Source organism: Pseudomonas sp. Z2-11, assembly GCF_054161305.1.
The window spans coordinates 2,617,638-2,638,882 of the sequence record NZ_CP096395.1 but is presented as its reverse complement, the minus strand read 5'-3'; the positions used below and the strand labels follow the sequence as shown (position 1 = coordinate 2,638,882).

The following is a 21,245-nucleotide window of genomic DNA, read 5'->3' as shown; positions in this document are numbered from 1 at the left end:
AGGGATTGATTTTGAGGAAGTTGTTGAGGAAAACGGCAGGCGCGCTACAGGCTGGGTCGCGCCCGGTGTGCTACCAAACAGCTCAGCGGCTGCCTTTTATGAGTGCAGGATAGCGCTTCGGTAACACCGCGATGCCGTTCACTTAAGGCGTGTTCATGCGGGTGCCCGGGGTGTATCGGAAGGCGACTCACCAAACAGCGCCCGGTAATGGGCGGCAAAGTGGCTCAGGTGGAAAAAACCCATCGCCACGGCGATCTCGCTGACATTCAGCGCGGTCGCGCGGGTGCTGATCAAACGACGACGCACCGCATTGAGTCGCAGGTTGCGCAAATACTCCACCGGACGTATCCCGGTGACCGCCTGGAAGCTGTTCTGCAGAGTCCTGCGGCTCACGCGCAATTGTTCGCACAGGTCCAGGATGCTCAACGGCACTTCGGCGCTGGCCATGACCAACTCCTGGCACCGCTTGACCAGGTAGGCATTGACGGCAACGTTGCCGCGACGCCCACGCACCTCGTCCGAGGCATGGCTGAACAGATCGAGGAAAGCATTGAGCAGGACGTCTTCGAGGATTTTTTCCACGGCGGGATTGGCGGCGCCCGCTTGTTCCAAAAGGTGACGAAACAGCGGTTGGATCTGCTGCTGGACCCTCGACAACACCGCTTCATCCACGCTGATTTGCGAAACGCTTTTCAGGCGTTTGAGCTGTTCGTCCGCCAGCTCATAAGCCGCCAGCTTGGCAAAACGCACCGTGTCGACATTGGCCGCGAAGAAATGCGTGCCTTCCGGGGCGTGCAAGATGAAGTCTTCGCCGTCGCGCAACAGCACGACGCTGTGGGCGCCGACCTGGTGCCCTTGGACCACCGGCGCATTGCCCAGCGACAGGGCAATGCACAAGCGCCCTTTCGGCGCGCTACCGCGCTGCACCACGCGTTTGTCCAGCACCTCCTGGAAGATCTGGAAGCGCTCGGCGCACACCTGCCGCAGCTCGCTGGAAAGGCAGCCACGGCCGAGTTGGTCATAGACCTGATGCCAGCCCAGGATCGAACCGGCGTGTTGTTGAGGATCATTGAAGGTACGAACTTCGGCGAACATGATCGTTGTTCCTCGGTGGCCCTGCGCTTATTGCCCGATGCTGATATCCAGAGAAATCGATAAACCCGATGGAGAGGGAGCTTGCTCCCGCTTGAGTGCGAAGCGCTCACAAAAAGGGGTCTGCTTCGCAGCCCAGCGGGAGCAAGCTCCCTCGCCACGGGGTTTATCGCGTCCTTGAGAGAATTGTTCTTATCGGTGGAAAACCAAAGCCAGTTCCATGCCAAGCATGTGCAAGCGGTATTCAGCGGCCTTGATACCCAGGGGCGCCAATAAAGACCCGGAAAGCACCACTTGCCCCGCTTCGACGCGCTGCCCGTCGGCCAGCAAGCGCCGCACCAGCCAGCACAGATTCGCCACCGGCGTGTCCTCGCGCGCCAGGACGTTTCCTTCTCCGCATGCCACCCCGTCGCATTCCAGCCGGTAGTTCACGTGGGGCAATTGATCAGGACTGAACCTCACCCGTGGCCCCAGGCAGTAAAGCCCCGCGGCGGCATTGTCGGCCAGGAACGCGCCGACGCCGAAACGCCAGCCCTGCCAGCGGCAATCGGCGATCTCGAACGCTGGCGCGACCTCCGACACGGCGGCGAGGATGTCCTCGTCGCTGTGAAAACCAGGCTCCAGCGCGCGCCCGAGGACAAACGCCAATTCGATTTCCAGCTTCGGCTGGATCAGCCGTGCAAGCGCCACCGCACTGCCGGGCTCGACGGCCATGGCATCGGTCAAGCCGCCCAATACCGGCTCATCGAGCCCGAAGCGTTCCTGCGCCGCGCGACCAGCGAAAGCGACTTTCCAACCGCTCAACTGCTCACCGCCGGCCTGGCGTCGGCGCAACGCCTCGCGCTGCAAGGCGTAGTCCTTCGGTAAATCGAAAGCCTCTGATTCCAATGAAGGCAAGGCATGTACCGCCTGCGCGGCGTCGTGAAGCCGGACCAACAGATCATCTTCACGCCTCATGACAGTTGCTCCGCCAGTTTGCGCAACACGCCTTCGAGCCGCTCGGGCGTGGTGATCGCCGCGACAAACCGATCCGGCCGCACCACCACGACGCAATCGCGCACCCTGGCAAACCACTCGCCCAGACGGTTATCAACGTCTTCAATGCATATGGCGCCTTCGGCCGCCAAGGGCTGATTGCGCCCCACGCCACTGCGCGAACGATTGATCTGGATGAAGCGCGTCTCCCAGCGCGCCCACCAGGCCGCGGTTTCTTCGCCCAGGTGCGCGGCCGGATTGACCCGATAACCGAGCACCGCGTAGGAATGCCCCAGCACCTCATCCAGCTGTCGACGCTGCCCTTGGGCATCTTCGATCGACGGCTGGATGAATAGCTGCCCGACCAGGTCATCTTCGTGCAGCTCGGCGCGCTCGTGGTAGACCAGGCCCTTGGTGATGGTCGCCTTGGGTTTGAACTTGAACTCCAGCAAGTGCGAGCGAAGGTTGTCGACGCTGTTCACTGCCTGGAACAACCAGTCCCGCACGCCGGCCATCAGTGGGTTGGTCAGGCCGAGGACCGCGCCCATGTTGTCGGCCAGCGCGATGAGGTCTGTCGCATGGCCGCGGCGCTCCTGGTCGTAACTGGCGAGTATCGCCGGTGATGCCCGGCCCTGGAGGATCGCCGCCAGTTTCCAGGCCACGTTGACCACGTCACGCAGGCCCGAGTTGAGTCCCTGCCCGGCCCAGGGCGGAGAAATGTGCGCCGCATCGCCCACCAGCGCCACGCGGCCGGCGACAAACCGCGCCGCCACCCGCGAGTTGTGGGTGTAGGCGCGGATCCGGATGATCTCCAGCTGATCGACCGCATCGCCGATATGGCCACGGATCAGCTGTCGGATCGTTGTTTCTTCGCACATGCGGGCCTCGTCCTCGCCTTCCAGCAGCATGAACTCCCAACGTCGTTGCTGGTACGGCAAATAGATGCACACGAAGGGCCGCTGGGGATCGGCATGCAGGGCTGTGTATGGCGCATCCAGGGTGTCGTTGGCCGTGTCGACCACTACCCATTTGCGCGGATGGGTCAGCCCCAGCAGCTCGATACCGAGTTTCTTGCGCACGCTGGAGCGGCCGCCGTCGGCACCGATCACGTACTGTGCGCTCAACTGATACAGCTCACCCTGGGCATCGCGCACCTGCAAGGTCACGCCCGCTTCATCCTGCTCCAGGTCGAGCATTTCATGGCCTTGACGCAGCTCGACGCCCGCGTGCTTGCCCAACTGCTCACGCAAGGTGCCTTCAAGCAATTGCTGCATGAAGATGTTGCGCATCGGCCAGCCATAGTGGGCCGTGCTCGGCTTGACCTCGGCAAAACACACGCCCCGCGCGTTGTAGTAACGCAGCGGCACGTTGCAGATCATGTCCCGCGCCGCCAGTTCGGCAATGCCGATGCCTTGCAGCACGCGCAGCGCCTCATCGTCCATGCCCACGGCGCGCGGATACGGCAGGATGCCGTCAGCCAGTTCAAGGACTATACAGTCGATCCCGTACAGCCCCATGTAATGCGCCGCCGTGATCCCGTTCGGGCCGCCACCAACGATGACCACCTGGGTTTTGTCCTGCTTCATCGCTATTCACCGCTTTTGTTGTTTTGCGAAAATTGCTTGTGAAGTTGGCCGCGCAGGTAGTCCACGACGATACGGTTGAAGATTTCGCCCTGGTCGTCATGGACATAATGGCTGGCATCGGCGACTTCCGCTGTCTGCACATGCGCATTGGCCTCTTTCATCGCCTCCAGGGTCGCCTGCGGCAGAAAATCCGAACGTGCGCCGCGGATGAACAGCGTCGGGCAGTCCAGCGCCCGCACCGCGGGCCACAGATCAGTCGGGGTGATGCTCAGGCGCGCCTCGGCAATGCCCTTCTGGTCATGACGCCATTCGATGCCCGTCGGCGTCTGCTTCATGGAAAAGCGCAATCGGGACGCCAGCGCATCGGCCGACAGACCCGGTCGCGACTGCCGCCAGAACTGCGCGGCGCTGTCCCAGTCGGGAAACACCAGCGGCGTCTGGCTCATCTCGCGGCGGATACGTTCGGCGCCCTCGCCACGGATCGACGAACCGGGGCCGATGTCCTCGATTACCAGCGCGTGCAGTCGCCCCGGATTGAGCCGGGCGTACTCCAGCGCATTGGTGCCGCCGAGGGAATGGCCCACCAGGACAAAACGCTCCAGGCCCAGATGAGCCACCCAATCTTCCAGGTCGCTCACATAACTCTCGGTGCGATAGCTGGACGCCTCGGCCCAGTCACTCTCGCCACGGCCGCGCTGATCCAGCGCATGGCAGGCGTACTGCTCGCCCAGCGCAGCGGCCAGCGGCGCCCAGGTCTGGGCGTAGGAGCGCAGCCCATGGAGCAGCAGCAGCGGAATTGCTGACGGGTTGCCCCAGCGCACATAACGCAGGCGCATCCCCGTCCGATTGGTGAAGAACTGGCTGTTTGCCGACATACGTTTGCTCCCGCGATCAGCGCGCTTCAGTACAGGCCGTCGTTGCCCTTGACGTCCGCTGCCTGGAGGCCGCCCAGACGCGCATGCAGACGTCCGCGCGTGGCGAAGGCCCAGATGATGATCAACTCGTCCGCGGAAGGACCGTCACCGAACGAAAGCGAAATGCTGTCGTAGTGCGAACGCACATACAGCGCGTCCTTGTGGGCCAGCGGTACATCGATGGTCGTACCCGGCCCACCGCGCTTGCCGGTGGAAGGCACCCAGGATTTGCCGCCGCCCAAGGCCAGGCGAATCGGGTCCGCCGCCGGGTTGGTCAGTAGCGCATTGCCGTGTTCGTACTCACCCTGGCTGCCCACCAGGCAAGCCTTGCCGTAGCTGATGATGTGCCGCCCGCCCGCCAGTGCCTGGATACGCCGGCCGAATTCCTCGCCCAACAATGGCGACGGTTCGATCAGCTCGGCCAGGCTCTCGCTGAAGCGTCCGGCGTAAGGATTGGCGATCACCGCGCCGATGGCGTATTTGAACAACGGCTCGCCATCGGCGAGCTGGCCGGTTTCGTTGGCCAGGGTTTCCTCGACGAAGCTGTACCATTTGCGGATGTGGTAGCTGGCGAAATTCGCGGTTTTCATAACGGAAGCCTCTTTCAAAGTGGGTCGAGATCGAAGTGCCGGCTGGGCGCGCCAGCGGCCTTGAAGCGGGCCTTGCCGCGCTCGTCGTCGTGTTCGGACTCGAGGAAAAACTCCATGCGATTGCCATCGGGGTCGTTGAAATACACGCCGTTGCCGATCTCGTGATCGGTGATTTTCACCACCTCGACGCCCTTGTTCAGCAACATGCCGTAGAGCTGGCGCAGGGTGGTCATGTCACCCGCGATCTCCAGCCCGTAGTGCTGCAATCCCAGGCCGCCCTGATGGGCCCCCGGTGCTGCGCGGATCAAGGCGATGTCGTGGTGCTTGGCACCGAAGGCCATCATGATCCAGCTTTCACCGCGGGCACTTTCATGCATGCCCAACACGTCGGCGTACCAGCGCGCCGACACTTCAGGGTCGCTCACGAACAGCGACAGATGAGTACGAACGACCTCGACTTTCATCGCGCGATACCTCAGTTTTTCTTGACGATGGATTGATGCCCGGACTTGATCTGCGCCACGGCGGGCGTCCAGAGCACATCAGCGATTTCGCTGAATTCACGCCACTGCTTCTGCCAGCCATCACCGCCGTTCTCGGAGGTGAACAGGTGTCCGTACTTGGTGCCGGCGACGATCTGCCGAGGATCAGCCGGGTTGAAGGCAATCGCCCAGACACACGAGTTGGGTTGTTGCGACAGCGGCAACACTTCCCAGCTCAAGGCTGCGTCCCGGGAAACCAGCACCTTGCTGGTGGTGCCTGGCGTGCCGTCGGAGATGCTCAGGTACAGGGTGTCCTCGCTGCCCAGCGGCGCGTTCATGGCGCGCACGTAATACAGGCCGAAGGTTTCCCGGGCGACGATGCCGGTCCAGGTCTGCCCCTCGTCGAGGCTGCGGTAGACGGCATTGACACAGACCACCACGATGACTTTTTGCCCATGGTTGGGCAGGACCAGGATGTTGTGCACATCCGAGTTGTAGTCCCACAACAAGCGGTCATCGACGCGGGTCCAGCTGTCGCCGCCATCGCGGCTATGGAACAGCCCGCCCTCTTCCAGGCCGAACCAGAGCTGGTTGCGATCCGTCGGGTCGTAGGCGAAGGCCAGCAAGCGTGGACGACTGACGCCGTCGCAGAACTCCGGAATCTCCACCGGGGCACGATCCCAGCTCTGGCCACCGTCGAGGGTGCGCCACAGCACCGCCCGGGAAGGCGCGCCGGTGCCGACGAAAATCCGTTGTGCGTCCTGCGGATCCACGGCGACCTTCCAGACGGTCTGGCCATTGAACGGCGAATCCACCCGCTGCCAATAACCACCGGCATCCCGGCTGATGCACAGGCCGACGTCGGTGCCGGCGTAGATCACTTCGGGAGTGCCTGGGTGGAAACTCAGCGACCGGGTGATTGCATCGAATTCCAGGTCCTGGCCCAGGCCCAGGCGATGCCAGGTGCGGCCATCGTCGGCGCTGCGGATGACCGCCTGCCCTACGGTGGCGACTAAAAGCGTTCCGTTACTCATCACTGCTGCTCCTCAAATGAAGATGCCACGGGTCAGGCCGCCATCGATGCCGATGGATTCGCCGGTCACCGCGCCGGCCTTGGGGGACGCGAGGAAACCGATCAGCCAGCCCATTTCGATCGGCGCCAGGGTGCGCCGGATCGGCGTCGCGTCGATGTAGCCCTGCTCCACCTGCTCGGGCGTCTTGCCCTGCTTGACCCCTTCGCGCTCGTACAGCTCCTGGATGTGCGGGGTGTCGACCACGCCGGGGTGAATCAGGTTGACCGTGATGCCGGATGGGCCCAACTGATCGGAAAGGGTCTTGGTCATGTGGGCGATGGCCAGGTTGCGCATGCCCGAGAGCACCTTGCTGCCGCGCCCGGTCAGGCCACCGATGTTGATGATGCGACCGAAGCCGCCGGCCTTCATGTGCGGGGTCACGGCCTTGGCGCACCGGAAATAGCCGATCACCTTGGTGTTCAGGTCGGAGAGCAATTCGTCGTCGCCGGCATGCTCGATGTCGTTGCGCACCACGCCGGACGGGGCCGCGGCGCCGTTGACCAGGATGTCGATCCGGCCGAAGTGCTTGTGCGCGGCCTGGACCATGTCGGACACGGCCGACATCTGGTTGGTGTCACAGAACAGCGGCAGCACGTCGTTGCCGGTTTCGGCGCTGATTTCCTCGGCGGCTTGCTGGAGATACTCCATGCGCCGCGCGCAGATCACCACCTTGCAGCCCTCCTGGGACAGAAAACGCGCGACTTCCTTGCCGATACCCATCCCACCGCCGGTGACGATTGCCACGCGGCCTTGCAATTCCAGATCCATAGCAGTTCCTCTTGTGATTATTCGCTCAGGCCAGATCGACAAAGACACTTTTGGTTTCGGTGTACGCATCGATCACGTTCTTGCTCATTTCCCGCCCCCAACCGGATTGCTTGTAGCCACCGAAGGGCGACGCCGGGTCGACGACGTTCCAGCAGTTGATCCACACCGACCCGGCCTTCAACTGCGCGGCCACGCGATGGGCGGAACGCAGGTCACGGGTCCAGAGACCGGCCGCCAGCCCGTACGGCGAGTCGTTGGCGCGCAGCACCAGTTCATCGATTTCGGTCCAGCTCATGACGGTCAGCACCGGGCCGAAGATTTCTTCCCGGGCGACGCAGGCGCGCTCGGCACGGTCAAGAAACACGCTGGGGCGAATGAAGTGGCCCTGCTCCAGGTGGTCCGGCCGGTCGCCGCCGCAGATCAGTTCGGCACCCTCCTCCTGGCCCCGTTGCAGGTAGCCGCGGACCGTGCCCAATTGCCGGGCCGAGACCAGCGGGCCCATGCTGCTGGCCGGATCCAGGCCTGGCCCGAGGACATGCGCGGCCGCGTGGCGCTGGAGTTCTTCAAGCACCTGGTCGAGGACGCTGGCGTGTACGTAGAGACGCGAGCCGGAGGTGCAGACCTGGCCCTGGTTGTAGAAAATGCCGTCGGCGGCACCCTTGGCGGCGCGGACGATATCGGCGTCCGGCAAGATGATGTTCGGCGACTTGCCACCCAGTTCCAGCGAGACCTTCTTCATGTTGCCGGTGGCCGCCTGGGCGATCAGCCGGCCGACCTGGGTCGAGCCGGTGAAGGCGATCTTGTCGACGTCCGGATGCCCGGCCAGCGGTGCGCCGGTCTGGGCACCGAGGCCGGTGAGCAGGTTGACGACGCCGGCCGGGAATCCTGCGGCCTCGATCAACTGCACCAGGCGAATCGCAACCAGCGGCGTCTGCTCGGCAGGCTTGAGCACCGCGACACAACCGGTCGCCAATACCGGGCCGAGCTTCCACACGCACATGGTCAGGGGGAAGTTCCACGGCACGATCAATGCGCAGACGCCCACCGGTTCGCGCAGGGTGTAGTTGAGCATCGGTGCGCCGCTGGCGGGCGACACTGGCAGCGTGCTGCCTTCGATCTTGGTAGGCCAGCCGGCGAAGTAGCGAATGATGTTGGCCGCGCTCGCCGCTTCTCCACGGGCCGTGGCAATCGGCTTGCCGTTTTCCAGGGTGATCAGTTGCGCCAGCTCTTCGCGATGCTGATCGAGCAGCTCCGCCAGACGAAACAGCAACAGGCCGCGCTGGGCCGGCGACTGCTGCGCCCAACTGCCGGTGAAGGCTGCGCGGGCGGCAGCGACGGCGGCGTCGACGTCCCGTTCAGCGCCTTCGGCCACTTCGGCCAGGGTCTGTTCGGTGGCCGGGTTTTCCACGGCGAACCGCCGGCCGCCGGCGGCGTCCTGCCAGGTGCCACCAATGAACAGGCGCCCCGGCTGCGACAGGAACTGCTCGACGGCAGGTAACAATTGAATCTGGCTCATATCCGCTCCTTCACAGCGCCATTTCGATCAGGCACGGGCCGCCGTCGGCCTTGGCGTTTGCCAGGGCGCGCTGCAACTCGCCATTGGTATGCACCGTGCTGGCCGGCATGCCGTAGCCTCTGGCCAGGGCTTTCCAGTCGATGCGTGGACGGTCCAGCACCGTCAGGCTCAAGGCCTCGGGGCCCAGCTCGGTCATGCCGAAGCGGCGCAGTTCGTTCTGCAAAATCGCGTAGCGATGGTTGGCCGCGATCAGGATCACCACCGGCAGTTGTTCGCGGGCGATACTCCATAACGTCTGGATGGTGTACTGGGCGCTGCCGTCCGATTGCAGGCAGAACACCTTGTTGCCCCGCTCGGCCATGGCGGCGCCGAATCCCACCGGAATCCCCTGGCCGATGGCGCCGCCGGTATTGGTCAATACGCGATGCCGCGCGGCATGGGCCGAGGCGGTGAAAAACGGATAACCGCACGTGCCGCCTTCGACGGAAACGATACTGTCGTCCGGCAGCGACGCGGCCAGCACCTGCCCGACCGACTGAGGCGTCAGTTCAGCCTCGGCGGCGGGCAGCTCGATCCCGATCGGCGTAGATATATGCGCCGGCGCCTCAAGCGCATCGGCCAGTGCGGTGAGCGCTCCGGCAACGTCGTCGCCCACCTCGGCCAGGCACAACAGCCGCTCACGCTCCGCCAGCCGCGACGCAATGCCTTCGTAGCCGAAGTAACTGATGGGCTCCGGGACGCCGGCGCAGACCACAGCGTCGTATTGGTCGAGGATTTCGATGGCCACCTCGGGGAAGTAAGGCAGGCGATCCAGGTCCGGCAGGCCACCGCCGCGATAGCTCAAGCGCGGGAAGGTTTCGGCGAACATCCGCACGCCGGCCAACCGGGCCAGGCGCCCCGCCGCTTCCAGGCCGGCGACCGAGAGGCCCTGGTCGCCGACGATGAACACCAGCCGCCGACCGTCACGCAGCGCCCGCGCTACTGTCTCGACCCGATCACCGGCAAAGCGCCGGACCGGGGCCTGCAAAGAGCTGAAGGCTTTTTCCCGCTGCACCGGGCTGGCTTGCAGATCCATCGGCAGGATCAGGCTGGCGATCTGGCCCTTGGCTTGCCAGGCGGCGCGCACCGCTTCCTGGAAATCTTCGCCAATGCCCGCTGCCGTGCGCGAGGTGCGCACCCAACCGGATACGCTCCCGGCCAACGCCTGGATATCACTCGCCAGCGGCGGATCGTAATTGACGTGCCATGAGGCGTGGTCGCCGATGACGTTGACGATCGGCGTGTTGGCGCGACGGGCGTTGTGCAGGTTGGCGATGCCATTGGCAAAACCCGGCCCGAGGTGGGTCAGGGTCATCGCCGGCTTGCCGGCAATCCGGCCGTAACCATCGGCGGCACCGGTGCATACCCCTTCGAACAACGACAACACCGGCTTGAGGGCTGGCGCGCTGGCCATGGCCGCTACCAGGGGAATCTCGGTCGTCCCGGGGTTGGCGAAGCAGTACTCGATACCGCTTGCCACCGCCGCCTTCACTATCAGTTGCGCACCATTCATTTCCAGCCCTCTTCATCGAGCGTTTGCAGTGGCTGAGATTTATCACACATGAAAATCGACAAGACAAGTTATTTTTTAACGCAAAACTCGTATTTTGAGATTTAAGTCATTTTATCGAGCTTAAACGCCGGTCTTGAGACTTGTATTTCTCAGGTATTGGGTTACCTTGGCAGCGCACGCATGGACGACCTCGCAGGCTTTTCATCAGCGACGCGCCTACCTATAGTGCTCACCCAAACGGCCACCTACGCGCCACTCCCCCTTTAGGAGCGAAATGAGCAGCCTGAGCAAAATGCTGAGCGTCCTGGACCTCTTCGGCCCGGATCGACTGAAGATCGACCCCGATACCATTGCCGAACGCATGGGCCTGTCGCGGGCGACCGTGTACCGCTACGTCAAGGACTTGTGTGACGCGGGCCTGTTGACCCGGGTGGATGCCGGCAGCTACGGCCTGGGGCCGCGCATCATCGAGCTTGACTGGATGATGCGTCAGTACGACCCGATCCTCGTCGCCGGGCGCGAGCTGATGCATGAGCTGTCGGAACAGACCGGCCTCGCCGTGTTCGCCAGCGTTTTTTATGACGGCCACATCATCAATACCTACATCGCCGACCCGAATGACACCTACCAGTTCTCATTCGGCCGCGGCCACCCGCTGCCGTTTTTTCGCGGTGCCCAATCCAAGGTACTGATTGCTTTCCAGAAAGGTCGGCGGCTGCAACGCCTGTTCGACGAGCACCTGGCCAACGACCCCGCGAACACCTACGACTGGGCGGGCTTTTCCAAGGCGACAAAAAAGATCCGCAAGGACGGCTATTGCCTGACGCACGATGAGCTCAATCAAGGGCTGACCGGTATCGCGGCGCCGATCATCAATCCCGGGCTCGATGAAGTGGTGGGCAGCCTTTCGGCCGTCGGCAGCACCCACAGCTTCAAGCTGCTGCGCCAGGAAACCGTGATTGAAATGGTCATGGACACCACCCGGCGGATTGCCGAACGGATGCAAAATCCGCCCGCTGTGGGCTAGAAAGGGATCTTGCGCCATACCGACCACTTAAAAAAACACCCAACCTGTGGCGAGGGAGCTTGCTCCCGCTGGACCGGTCCGACGCTTCGGGCGTAGCAGGCCCAAAAAAGAGGGGCCGCTGCGCGACCCAGCGGGAGCAAGCTCCCTCGCCACAGGGTTTAGCGAACAGCCCCTGCCTCAGAACGGCACTGCCACCGTCACCTGGCTATAAACATTGGTGCCATTGCCCGCCACTTGATTGCCACCGTTTGTCGCATCCCGATCCGGCTTGTAGAGGCCTACCAGCGGCGTGACGATCAAATGCTCGTTCACCGCCCACTCGGCATACAGGTCCAGCTCCCGGGCATCCAGGTTCAGGGCGTTGTCCTTACGCACCGTGTTGAAGTCGAAGTACAACGCACCGAGGGTCAGGTTTTCCAATGGCCTGGCGGTCAGGCCGAGATGGTGGATGCCGGTATTGCTGTTGAACGGGCCGGCATAGTTCCCCGCGACTTCGCCCTGGAACCAGGTGCCGTAACCGGTGCTCTGGCCGGTGAACAGCGAGTCCCATTTCTGCGAATAACGGGTGTAGCGGTAGGTCAGCTTCGGCGTCCAGGCGATATCGGCAAAGGTGTAGCCGGCCTCGGCGTACCAGGCGCTCTGCGGGCCGGCGTCCTTGTCTTGCCAGGCGTATTCGAAGGCCAGGCTGGCGTTCTCGATACCGGCATCGCCCTCGCCGCGAACACTGTAGACGTCCATGCCCTTGCGCTGGCGCTGGAAATCACTGGCCCAGCGGTCGTTCACGTCCATGCCATGCACCCAGGTCAGCCCCAGCGTACCGGCCTGGGTGGTGTAGTCCAGCGTGCCGGCGGCCAGTTCGGTTTCGGCCTGGGCGCGGTTGTCGGACTTGAGCCACAGCACACTGCCGTGCAGCCCATCCTGCCCGCCCAGGCGCAACACGGCGGTTTGGTCGAACGCATGCCGGGCGGCCAGGTAATAGGCGCCACCGCGGTTCAAACGTCCGTCCGCCGGGCCTTTGCCCAGGTTGGGCCCGTCATCGTTGATCAGGAATCCCCGGCCCAGCTTGACCACCTGGCGGCCGCCGGAGATATCGATACCGTCCCGTCCCAGCACCGGGAACAGATCGGCTGAACGCCAGCCCAGGTAAGCGTCTTCGATCTTCGTCGTGCGCTCGCTGCCCAGCGTATTGCCGGCCGCGTCGCCATCGCCCCAGGTGGCCGAACTGACCAGATTGAACGCACCGTAGGCGGTGCCATGGCCGGCAAGACCCTGGTCGCCGCTTAATCCGTACTTGATGAAGCCCTCACGCCAAGTCGAACCGCCGGACCTGCCGTCGTAATTCTTGCGGCTGTTGAAATGGCCGAACACCGCGAGCATGTCGGCGTTGAGGTGCGTGTCGTCATCGGCATACAGCTCATAGGCCTGGACCTGGCTCGCGGCGCAGAGCGCCAGCGTGCAGGCAAGACCGCTGCCGAAAAATTCCATACGCGCTAGGGACCGCATGGCTGAGCTCCTTGTGGTGCGCCTTTGCAGGCTGCTTTTTTATTTGGGGAGCCGGCGCAGCACGCTACGCCGGTGGGCCGGGTCAGCGGCAGTTGGCGAGCGCGTCATCCAGCGCGTCGACCATCAAGCCGGCCTCATCGGAGGTGAGGGTCAGCGGCGGCGAGAGGACGATCTTGTTGCCGATCGGGCGCACCAGCACGCCGGCGCGGCGCGCATGCTCGGCGATGCGCGAGGCCAGCCCGGTGGCCGGGTCCAGCGGTTCACGGGTGGCCTTGTCCGCCACCAGGTCGAGGGCAATCATCAAGCCCTTGCCGCGCGCTTCGCCGACCACCGCGTGACGCTCAGCCAACGGTTGCAGTTGCTCCAGCAACTGGGCGCCGACCTTGCCGGCGTTGCGCGGCAAATCTTCGGCCTCGACGATGTCCAGCACCGCCAAAGCCGCGGCGCAAGCGGTCGGGTGTCCGCTGTAGGTGTAGCCATGCATGATCACGCTGCTGAAACCCGGCCCGTTCTCGATCGCCTCGACGATACGCCGGTTGAACACGGTAGCGCCCATGGGCACGTAGCCGGCCGTGATGCCCTTGGCCAGGCACAGTACGTCTGGCGCGACGCCCCAGCCACGACTGCCGAGCATGCAGCCGGTGCGGCCGAAACCGGTCACCACTTCATCGGCGATCAGCAGGATGCCGTGGCGATCGCACACCTCGCGCAGGCTCTTCCAGTAGTTGGCAGGCGGGACGATCACGCCGCCGGCGCCCTGCACTGGCTCGGCGATCAGCGCGGCGATGGTCTGCGCACCGAGCAAGGCGATCTGGTCCTCCAACTGACGAATGCAGTGGGCGGTGAGCTCCTGCGGGTCGCGGCAGTCCCAGGGGTTGCGGTACAGCCAGGGCGTGTCGAGCAAATGGCAGCCGGCCAACAGCGGCCCATGGTTGTAGTGGTAGACGCCGTTGCCACCCACCGAGGTGCCGCCCATGTGCACGCCGTGGTAACCGTTGCGCAACGACAGGAAGCGCGTGCGTCCGGGTTCGCCGCTGGCGATCCAGTATTGGCGGGCCATTTTCAACGCGGTCTCGACTGCGTCGGAACCACCGGAACTGAACAGCACCCGCTCCATGTTTTCCTCGGCAAACATCGACGTCAGCCGCTCGGCCAGATCAAACACCCGAGGATGCGCGATGCCGTCGAAGGTCTGGTAATACGCCAGTTCATCCATCTGCGCGGCAATGGCCGCCTTCACCGAAGCACGGTTATGGCCGACGTTCACGTTCCACAAGCCGCCGACACCGTCGAGCATGCGATGGCCTTCGATGTCGGTGATGTAGTTGCCGTCGCCCCGGGCAATGACCAACGTCTTCGAGCGGTTCGCGGGGGCCGATGAACTCATCGGATGCCAGAATTTCTTTTGCGCTGTCTTGTAGTGCTCGTACATGGTTGCAGTCCTCACTGTGTTTCACGCTTGCGTACGTACAGCAGTTGCTGGCCGGTGAATTCCAGCAACCCCTCAAGGCCGAACTCGACGCCGAACCCGGACATCTTGCTGCCGCCAAACGGCGTATTCGGCTGGATCTGCGCGTGGCAGTTGACCCAGGCCACGCCGCTTTCGAGGCGACTGGCCAATGCTTGGGCCTGCTCGATATCGCTGCCCCAGACCGAGCCGCCCAAGCCCATGTCGCCGGCATTGGCGCGGCGCAGGACATCCTCGACGTCCTGATAGGCGATCAATGGCAACACCGGGCCAAACTGTTCCTCGTCCACCAGGCGATGGCCATCGGTGACGTCGGCGACCAGGGTTGGCGGGTAGAAGAAGCCCGGCCGGTCCAGTCGCGCGCCGCCACACAGTACCCGCCCGCCATGGCCACGGGCGTTGGCTACCAGCGCCTCCACCAGCGCCAATTGTTCAGCGTTCTGCACCGGGCCGAAGGTCACCTCGGGCTCCAGGCCATCGCCCACTACCTGGCGCGCCGCAATGACCGTCAACGCATCGGCAAAGGCCTCGTATTGGGATTGATGGACGTACAGACGCTTGAGGGCGGCGCAGGTCTGGCCCATGTTGAGGAAGGCCGCCTGGAAAATATCCTCGGCCACCGCCTCGACCGGCGTGCCGGGCAGCACGATCGCAGCATCGTTACCGCCCAGCTCCAGGGTCAGGCGCTTGAGGTTGGCGGCGGCGCCGCGCATCACACTCTGGCCGGTGGCGGTCGAGCCGGTGAAGACAACCTTCTGAATGCCGGCGTGGGCAGTGATCGCGCTGCCGAAACCTTGTTCACCGGTCACCACATTGATCACGCCATGAGGCACATGACCGGCGATGATTTCCACCAGGCGCAGGGTGCTCAAGGGTGTCAGGCTTGAAGGCTTGCTGATCACGCAGTTGCCGGCCCGCAACGCCGGCATGATGTGCCAGACGGCGATCATGAACGGCCAGTTCCACGGTGTGATCGAGGCCACCACGCCCAAGGGTTTGCGATGCAGCTCGATGCGCTGGGCCGGGGTCTCCTCCACCAGTTCGACGGGAATCTGCTGCTCGGCGGCATAGCGGGTCCAGGCCGCCGCGCCCATCACTTCGGAGAACGCCAGCGCCAGCGGCTTGCCCTGCTCCAGGACGATGAGCCGGGCCAATGCGTCGGCCTCCTGCTCGATATCATCGGCGATATCCAGCAAACGTCGGCGGCGGTCTTCGTGGCTGCTGTGTCGCCATTCGATAAAGGCCGACTGGGCCGCTTCGACAGCAAGGTCCAACTGGGCCAGGGAACCGGCCGGGCAACGGGCGAACGCGGTACCGGTGGTCGGATTGAGCACATCGAAGTGGCCATTTTCACCGTTGACCGGGAGCCCATTGATGAGCATTTGATAATCGTGCATGGAACCTTCCTTTCACGCACTGCCGGACCGTGCGGAACGGCAGCGAACGGGTTTTCTGGGTGACTGGCGTTGCCGGGTTGGCGCCCTAGAGCTTGTGGCTACCCAGTGCGCTGTATCGCTCGGGCGCGACCTTGCGCAGTCGGGCGGCGAGGAACACGCCGACGATCAGCGCGACGGGAATGACGGCGCACAGGCCGTAGGACAAGAGCTGGCTCGCGCCGGTCAGCACATCGAAATGCAGCACGGCAAGGACTAGCACCGCGAGTAACGCCAGGCATGAAAAGCCGGGAAGGATCCGACCGCGCCACAGCCCGAGTTTCAGTTCCGGGTGCTTGCGGAAATAGACCAGCACCGCAGCCGAAGTGAGCGCCATGAGCAGGATGACGCAGAGGGTGGCCAGGTTGGAGAACCAGGCGAACAGTTGCAGGATCGGGTCGGCGTCCAGCGCGGCGAAAATCAGCACCACCACCGCGGCAATCAGGCTTTGCAGGACCGAGCCCATGTGTGGACTCTGGTGTACGCGATGGGTCGTCCCCAACCGGCTATGCAGCAGCCCGTCCCGGCCGATGGCGTAGAAGTAACGCGCCGCGGCATTGTGGAACGCCAGCAGCCCGGCGTAGATGCTGACCATGAACAGCACACGGATGACCTGGGTCAGCTGCGGGCCGACAAAATGATCGGACAGGCCGTAGATGAACGTGGTCGGATCCTGCAGCGCCTGCAGGGTCGGGACGATCTTGTCGGCCCCGACGCCGATGACCATGGCCCAGACCGACAGCGCATAAAAACCACCGATCAACAGCACCGACGCGTAGGTGGCAATGGGAATCGTGCGCTGCGGGTTCCTCGCCTCCTCCCCGTAGATGGTCGTGGCCTCGAAGCCGATGAAGGCGGCAAAACAGAACAACAGGCCGATCGAAGGCGTGCCGCTGAATACGTGGCTGCGGTCAAACGAATCGAGGTTGATGCCACTGTCGCCACCGGACTTGAGCATGGCGAAGTCCAGCGTCAGGATCGCCAGGTATTCGGCAATGACCACTACCGACAACACACGGGCCGACAGGTCGATCTTGCGATAGCCGAGAATCGCAACGCTCGCCATCGCCAGCAGCGAATAAGCCCACCACGGCAATTCCAGGCCGAACATGCTGGCCATCGTGCCACTGACCACACCGCCGAACATCCCGTACAGGCCGACCTGGAGAATGTTGTAGGCAAACATCGCCAACACGCCTGCCGCCCCGCCCGCCAACCCACCGAGGCCACGGGAGGTAAAGGCGTAGAAGCCGCCCGCATTGGTCATGTGCCGGGACATGGCGGTGTACCCCGCCGAAAAGGCCAGCAACACCAATAACGCCAGAAGCAGCAGCGCGGGCGTACCGGCGCCGTTGCCGAGCATGATGCCGATGGGAAAGCCACCGGCGATCACGCTCAGGGGGCTCGCCGCCGAAATCACAAAGAAGATGATGAAGCCAACACCCAGGGCGCCGCGCTTCAACTCCGTCGAGCTATTGATCGGGAAAGATACGCTCATTGTTCTTGACCTTATTGTATGAGGCAGTGTTGCGGGATCGGGACGGCCAACGGCGCCGTTCGCCAAAAGCTTATTGTTCTGGTTGTACGCTGGAACCGATGCTATGCCCTCGCCAGAACCCTGCGCTATCCCAAAACGGCAGCATCCGAAGCGATGCCCCAAAGTGGCTCAGCCCCTGTGGCGAGGGAGCTTGCTCCCGCTGGACCGGTCCGGCGCTTCGGGCGCAGCAGGCCGAAAACTGGGGGCCGCTTTGCGACCCAGCGGGAGCAAGCTCCCTCGCCACAGGGATTCGGCGTGTTCATGAGTGATGCGTATTGGCTCAATGACGACGCGCAGACGCTGCCGATTCGGGATAACCGGGCGGCGTTTCCTGCCGCAAGATAGTCTGGCCCGCCGTTCAAACGCTGTTGGGCCCAAAACAATAAAAATCCCCAAGCGCAGGAAACCTCAGCATGTTCTTCGCTCGTCTCTCTATCCAATGGCGGATCACGCTGTTGAGCGGTCTGTGCCTGCTCGCCGTGGTTGCGGCGTTGACCGTTGCCTCGCTGTACCAGAACCAGCAAGGCGCGACGCTGCTGAAGCAGCAAAGCAGCCAGCTGCTAGGGCAATCGGCCTTGGAAGGCCTGCGGGCACAGGCCCTGGCACACGGTCAGCGGGTGGAGCGTTTTTTCAGCGAAACAGCGATTTATGGCGAAGGCTTTGACCAACAAGTGCTTCAACTGCGCACCCAGGCATTGCACGGGCGACTGACGCCAGGGCAACTGCGCCAGGACCTGATCGCCGCAACGCGCCAGGCCCTTGCGAATCGCGAAAAAGTCCTCGGTTTCTACGTGGTGCTGCTTCCCGACGCGCTGGTCGGTCCAGACGCCGGTTTCTCCGGGCAGCGCGACCTGGCCGGCAATGAAAACGGCCGCTTTGCCCTGTACTGGTCACAAAGCCAACCCGGCCATCTGGTGCAAGAAGTGCTCAGCGAAGCCCAGATCAGCGCCAACACCGCGCCACCGGGCAGCGAGCCGACAAATGCCTGGTACATCTGCCCGCAGACCCAGGGGCGCACATGCGTAACAGAGCCCTACGCGATCGAAGTCGAAGGCCGCAAGACCCTGATGAGCAGCATTTCCATACCGCTGCTGGACGAGGGCAAAGTCATCGGTATCGTCGGCATGGACATCAGCCTGGATACCCTTCAGCAACTCGCCGCCAGCCTTGCCGATGACTTGTACCCCGGCCACAGCGAGATCAGTATTCTCTCCCCCTCCGGGCAGATTGCCGGCCACAGCGGCGCCGTGGCGGGCGCTTCGGTCGATGTGCAGCAAACGGTGCAAACCGCTCCGGCCAACAATCCCTGGCAATTGCAGATACGCGTGCCGGAAGCACTGGTGCAGGCGCCCGCCCTGCACATGCAGACGCAACTGGACGACAAGCAGCGCCAGTCCAACGGGTTCAACCTCAGCCTCGGCTTGCTCTGCGCCGGGCTGGGCCTGTTGCTTGTCTGGCTCAGCGCATACGGCGTGACCCGGCCACTGCTGAGGGTGGCGCATATGCTCGATGCGATTGTCGAAGGCGACGGTGACCTCACCCAGCGGCTGCCCAACACCCGGCACGATGAACTGGGCCGACTGGCCGACGGCTTCAATCGTTTTCTCGACAAACTGCAACCGATCATCCGGGATATCCAGCAGGCCTCCCTCGACACCCGTGAGACGGCCAACACCTCGGCGCGGGTTGCCCGCGAAGTCAGCACGGGCATGCAGCAGCAATACCGCGAGGTAGAACTGGCGGCGACGGCTTTGCACGAAATGAGCGCCAGCGCCCAGGAGGTTGCCCGCCATTCCCACCAGGCCGCCGATGCCGCAACGGTGGCCGAAAATGCCAGTCGATCGGGGCAGGAAATGTTCGCCAGTGCCGTCAACAGCATCGATGCCCTGGACCAGCGCCTGGAGGCAACGCTTGGGCAGGTCAAGACACTGGCGGACAACAGCCAGCAGATCAGCCAGGTGCTCGACGTCATCTGCGCCATCGCCCAGCAAACCAACCTGCTGGCCTTGAATGCCGCTATCGAAGCGGCCCGCGCCGGCGAACAGGGGCGCGGCTTCGCGGTGGTGGCTGACGAAGTCCGGCATCTGGCGAGCAACACGCAGAACTCGGTCGAGCAGATACGCACGGTGATCGAAGCGTTGCAGCAACTGAGCCAGGACGTGGTGCACAGCACCCAGTCGAGCCGCGAGCTGGCCAGGGGCAGCGTGGTCCAGGTCGAGCAGACCCACGGGGCACTGCAACGTATCACCCGGGCCGTGGAAGTGATCGAACAGATGAACCAGCAGATCGCCAGCGCAGCCCTGGAACAAAGCTCGGTGGTGGAAGACATCAGTCACCGGGTGAGCGGCATTCGCGGCATCAGCGAAACCTTGAGCGGCCAGATGCACGAAGCCTCCGAGGCTAGCCACTCGCTGCATGCCATGGCCAACCATCAACAGCAGTTGGTGGAGCACTTTCGGATCTAGCGCGGTTACACAATTTCACAGAGCGCCTACAAAGCTTCACCCCTGACCTTGGCTCCGGTCCCTACCATGGGCGGTTCAATATTGGGGAAGCACCATGTCCAAGATTCCTTTCGTCACACTGGGCCTGTTGGTCGGGGCGTTGCTGAGCGGCTGTGACAGCGCCTCGACCCCGGAAGAATCGGCGCCGCTGGCAAGCGTGCGTATCGAGACCGTCCAGGCCGGGCCACTGTCGATCAGCAACGAACTGAGTGGCCGTATCGCCGCGCCACGGGTGGCCGAGGTCCGTGCACGGGTAGCCGGCGTGGTCTTGCAGCGAGTGTTTCGAGAAGGCCGCGACGTCAAGCAGGGCGACGTGTTGTTTCGCATCGACCCGGCGCCGTTCAAGGCCGACCTGGACAGCGCCGAGGCGGCGTTGCGCAAGGCCGAGGCCAATGCGTTCCAGGCCCGGTTGCAGGCGCAGCGTTATGCCCAGTTGATCGATGACCAAGCGATCAGCGGCCAGGAATATGACAATGCCCGGGCCGCCGTGCGCCAGACCGCAGCCGACGTCGCCGCCAACAAAGCCGCCGTTGAACGGGCGAAGCTGAACCTGGGCTACGCCACGGTGACCGCACCGATTTCTGGGCGCATCGGTCGAGCCCTGGTGACGGAAGGCGCGCTGGTGGGGCAGAACGAAAGCACGCCACTGGCGCTGATCCAGCAGTTGGACCCGATCCACGCCGACCTCACCCAATCGACCCGCGAACTCAACGAGCTGCGTCGGGCGTTCCGTGCGGGGCAGCTGCAAGCCGTCGGCCAGGGCCAGGCCAAGGCCACCTTGATCCAGGACGACGGCAGCCCTTATCCGCTGCCCGGCAAGTTGCTGTTCACCGACCTCAGCGTCGACCCGAGCACCGGCCAGATCACCCTGCGCAGCGAGTTTCCCAACCCCGACCTCGATCTGCTGCCCGGCAGCTTCATTCGCGTACGCCTGGAACAGGCGGTCAACCGCCAGGGCATCACCGTGCCGCAACGGGCGATCCTGCGCGACAGCGCCGGCGTCGCGCAGGTGCTGCTGCTGGACGCCGAGCAGAAGGTCAGTCAGCAACCGGTGCAACTGGGCGCGGCGCAGAACGATCGCTGGATCGTCACGCAAGGCTTGAAGCCGGGCGATCGCATCGTCGTCGAAGGCCTGCAGCACGCCCGTCCCGGCGAACATGTCCAGGTCGACGACGCCCCTCTCCCCCTCGCCCAGGTTCCCGGGCCACAGGCAGGACACTAAGCC

17 protein-coding genes and 1 pseudogene are annotated in these 21,245 nt (G+C 63.8%); 4 read left to right on the top strand and 14 right to left on the bottom strand.

The window, feature by feature from the left end:
* Window positions 1–153: 153 nt before the first annotated feature.
* From M1E16_RS11900 to M1E16_RS11855, 10 genes are all read right to left on the bottom strand, one after another.
* The gene (locus M1E16_RS11900) at window positions 154–1,095 is read right to left on the bottom strand and encodes a helix-turn-helix domain-containing protein (RefSeq protein ID WP_458130015.1); all 942 of its coding nucleotides are present in this window, start codon (window positions 1,093–1,095) and stop codon (window positions 154–156) included.
* A 189-nt stretch (window positions 1,096–1,284) separates the two neighbouring features.
* A complete protein-coding gene (locus M1E16_RS11895) occupies window positions 1,285–2,049 on the bottom strand; it encodes a 2-keto-4-pentenoate hydratase (protein WP_458130014.1) in 765 nt (254 codons plus the stop codon).
* Entirely contained in the window at window positions 2,046–3,653 is a 1,608-nt protein-coding gene (locus M1E16_RS11890) for a bifunctional 3-(3-hydroxy-phenyl)propionate/3-hydroxycinnamic acid hydroxylase (protein ID WP_458130013.1), read from the bottom strand. The genes M1E16_RS11895 and M1E16_RS11890 overlap by 4 nt, the downstream gene beginning before the upstream one ends.
* A 2-nt stretch (window positions 3,654–3,655) precedes the next feature.
* Window positions 3,656–4,528, bottom strand: a complete 873-nt coding sequence (locus M1E16_RS11885) for an alpha/beta fold hydrolase (protein WP_458130012.1) — start codon at window positions 4,526–4,528, stop codon at window positions 3,656–3,658.
* A 26-nt stretch (window positions 4,529–4,554) separates the two neighbouring features.
* Window positions 4,555–5,157, bottom strand: coding sequence for an amino acid synthesis family protein (locus M1E16_RS11880; RefSeq protein ID WP_458130011.1), 603 nt, complete (start codon window positions 5,155–5,157; stop codon window positions 4,555–4,557).
* Window positions 5,158–5,171: 14 nt separating this feature from the next.
* On the bottom strand, window positions 5,172–5,621 hold the full coding sequence (locus M1E16_RS11875) for a VOC family protein (protein WP_305495050.1): 450 nt from the start codon (window positions 5,619–5,621) through the stop codon (window positions 5,172–5,174).
* Between the two features lie 11 nt (window positions 5,622–5,632).
* Window positions 5,633–6,673, bottom strand: coding sequence for a VPS10 domain-containing protein (locus M1E16_RS11870; protein WP_434624136.1), 1,041 nt, complete (start codon window positions 6,671–6,673; stop codon window positions 5,633–5,635).
* Window positions 6,674–6,685: 12 nt separating this feature from the next.
* A complete protein-coding gene (locus M1E16_RS11865; protein ID WP_434624138.1) occupies window positions 6,686–7,480 on the bottom strand; it encodes an SDR family NAD(P)-dependent oxidoreductase in 795 nt (264 codons plus the stop codon).
* 25 nt (window positions 7,481–7,505) lie between these two features.
* Window positions 7,506–8,996: an aldehyde dehydrogenase family protein gene (locus M1E16_RS11860; RefSeq protein ID WP_458130010.1), complete on the bottom strand. Its 1,491-nt coding sequence runs from the start codon at window positions 8,994–8,996 to the stop codon at window positions 7,506–7,508.
* Window positions 8,997–9,006: 10 nt separating this feature from the next.
* Window positions 9,007–10,548: an acetolactate synthase large subunit gene (locus M1E16_RS11855; RefSeq protein WP_458130009.1), complete on the bottom strand. Its 1,542-nt coding sequence runs from the start codon at window positions 10,546–10,548 to the stop codon at window positions 9,007–9,009.
* A 274-nt stretch (window positions 10,549–10,822) separates the two neighbouring features.
* Between M1E16_RS11855 and M1E16_RS11850 the strand changes: the two genes are divergently transcribed.
* Window positions 10,823–11,575 carry an IclR family transcriptional regulator gene (locus tag M1E16_RS11850; RefSeq protein ID WP_305495061.1) on the top strand — a complete coding sequence of 251 codons (753 nt, stop codon included), beginning with the start codon at window positions 10,823–10,825 and terminating at the stop codon, window positions 11,573–11,575.
* A 177-nt stretch (window positions 11,576–11,752) separates the two neighbouring features.
* Here M1E16_RS11850 and M1E16_RS11845 read toward each other — a convergent pair whose 3' ends face one another.
* The 4 genes from M1E16_RS11845 to M1E16_RS11830 form a co-directional block, all read right to left on the bottom strand.
* Window positions 11,753–13,078, bottom strand: a complete 1,326-nt coding sequence (locus M1E16_RS11845; RefSeq protein ID WP_458130008.1) for a hypothetical protein — start codon at window positions 13,076–13,078, stop codon at window positions 11,753–11,755.
* Window positions 13,079–13,160: 82 nt separating this feature from the next.
* Complete coding sequence (locus M1E16_RS11840; protein WP_434674214.1) at window positions 13,161–14,510, bottom strand: aminotransferase class III-fold pyridoxal phosphate-dependent enzyme; 1,350 nt, start codon at window positions 14,508–14,510, stop codon at window positions 13,161–13,163.
* Window positions 14,511–14,521: 11 nt separating this feature from the next.
* On the bottom strand, window positions 14,522–15,943 hold the full coding sequence (locus M1E16_RS11835) for an aldehyde dehydrogenase family protein (RefSeq protein ID WP_458130007.1): 1,422 nt from the start codon (window positions 15,941–15,943) through the stop codon (window positions 14,522–14,524).
* A gap of 85 nt (window positions 15,944–16,028) precedes the next feature.
* Window positions 16,029–17,477, bottom strand: coding sequence for an APC family permease (locus M1E16_RS11830; RefSeq protein ID WP_434674212.1), 1,449 nt, complete (start codon window positions 17,475–17,477; stop codon window positions 16,029–16,031).
* Window positions 17,478–17,929: 452 nt separating this feature from the next.
* Here M1E16_RS11830 and M1E16_RS11825 point away from each other — a divergent pair.
* The 3 genes and pseudogenes from M1E16_RS11825 to M1E16_RS11815 form a co-directional block, all read left to right on the top strand.
* A pseudogene (locus M1E16_RS11825) lies at window positions 17,930–19,075 on the top strand (PDC sensor domain-containing protein); the annotation flags it as partial.
* A 150-nt stretch (window positions 19,076–19,225) separates the two neighbouring features.
* Window positions 19,226–19,981, top strand: a complete 756-nt coding sequence (locus M1E16_RS11820; RefSeq protein WP_458130317.1) for a methyl-accepting chemotaxis protein — start codon at window positions 19,226–19,228, stop codon at window positions 19,979–19,981.
* 94 nt (window positions 19,982–20,075) lie between these two features.
* Complete coding sequence (locus M1E16_RS11815; RefSeq protein WP_458130006.1) at window positions 20,076–21,242, top strand: efflux RND transporter periplasmic adaptor subunit; 1,167 nt, start codon at window positions 20,076–20,078, stop codon at window positions 21,240–21,242.
* The last annotated feature ends 3 nt before the right edge of the window (window positions 21,243–21,245 follow it).

Coding starts and splice junctions, on each gene's coding strand:
- M1E16_RS11900 (WP_458130015.1), bottom strand. CDS start 1,095: ATGTTCGCCGAAGTTCGTACCTTCAATGATCCTCAACAACACGCCGGT.
- M1E16_RS11895 (WP_458130014.1), bottom strand. CDS start 2,049: ATGAGGCGTGAAGATGATCTGTTGGTCCGGCTTCACGACGCCGCGCAG.
- M1E16_RS11890 (WP_458130013.1), bottom strand. CDS start 3,653: ATGAAGCAGGACAAAACCCAGGTGGTCATCGTTGGTGGCGGCCCGAAC.
- M1E16_RS11885 (WP_458130012.1), bottom strand. CDS start 4,528: ATGTCGGCAAACAGCCAGTTCTTCACCAATCGGACGGGGATGCGCCTG.
- M1E16_RS11880 (WP_458130011.1), bottom strand. CDS start 5,157: ATGAAAACCGCGAATTTCGCCAGCTACCACATCCGCAAATGGTACAGC.
- M1E16_RS11875 (WP_305495050.1), bottom strand. CDS start 5,621: ATGAAAGTCGAGGTCGTTCGTACTCATCTGTCGCTGTTCGTGAGCGAC.
- M1E16_RS11870 (WP_434624136.1), bottom strand. CDS start 6,673: ATGAGTAACGGAACGCTTTTAGTCGCCACCGTAGGGCAGGCGGTCATC.
- M1E16_RS11865 (WP_434624138.1), bottom strand. CDS start 7,480: ATGGATCTGGAATTGCAAGGCCGCGTGGCAATCGTCACCGGCGGTGGG.
- M1E16_RS11860 (WP_458130010.1), bottom strand. CDS start 8,996: ATGAGCCAGATTCAATTGTTACCTGCCGTCGAGCAGTTCCTGTCGCAG.
- M1E16_RS11855 (WP_458130009.1), bottom strand. CDS start 10,548: ATGAATGGTGCGCAACTGATAGTGAAGGCGGCGGTGGCAAGCGGTATC.
- M1E16_RS11850 (WP_305495061.1), top strand. CDS start 10,823: ATGAGCAGCCTGAGCAAAATGCTGAGCGTCCTGGACCTCTTCGGCCCG.
- M1E16_RS11845 (WP_458130008.1), bottom strand. CDS start 13,078: ATGCGGTCCCTAGCGCGTATGGAATTTTTCGGCAGCGGTCTTGCCTGC.
- M1E16_RS11840 (WP_434674214.1), bottom strand. CDS start 14,510: ATGTACGAGCACTACAAGACAGCGCAAAAGAAATTCTGGCATCCGATG.
- M1E16_RS11835 (WP_458130007.1), bottom strand. CDS start 15,943: ATGCACGATTATCAAATGCTCATCAATGGGCTCCCGGTCAACGGTGAA.
- M1E16_RS11830 (WP_434674212.1), bottom strand. CDS start 17,477: ATGAGCGTATCTTTCCCGATCAATAGCTCGACGGAGTTGAAGCGCGGC.
- M1E16_RS11820 (WP_458130317.1), top strand. CDS start 19,226: ATGCAGCAGCAATACCGCGAGGTAGAACTGGCGGCGACGGCTTTGCAC.
- M1E16_RS11815 (WP_458130006.1), top strand. CDS start 20,076: ATGTCCAAGATTCCTTTCGTCACACTGGGCCTGTTGGTCGGGGCGTTG.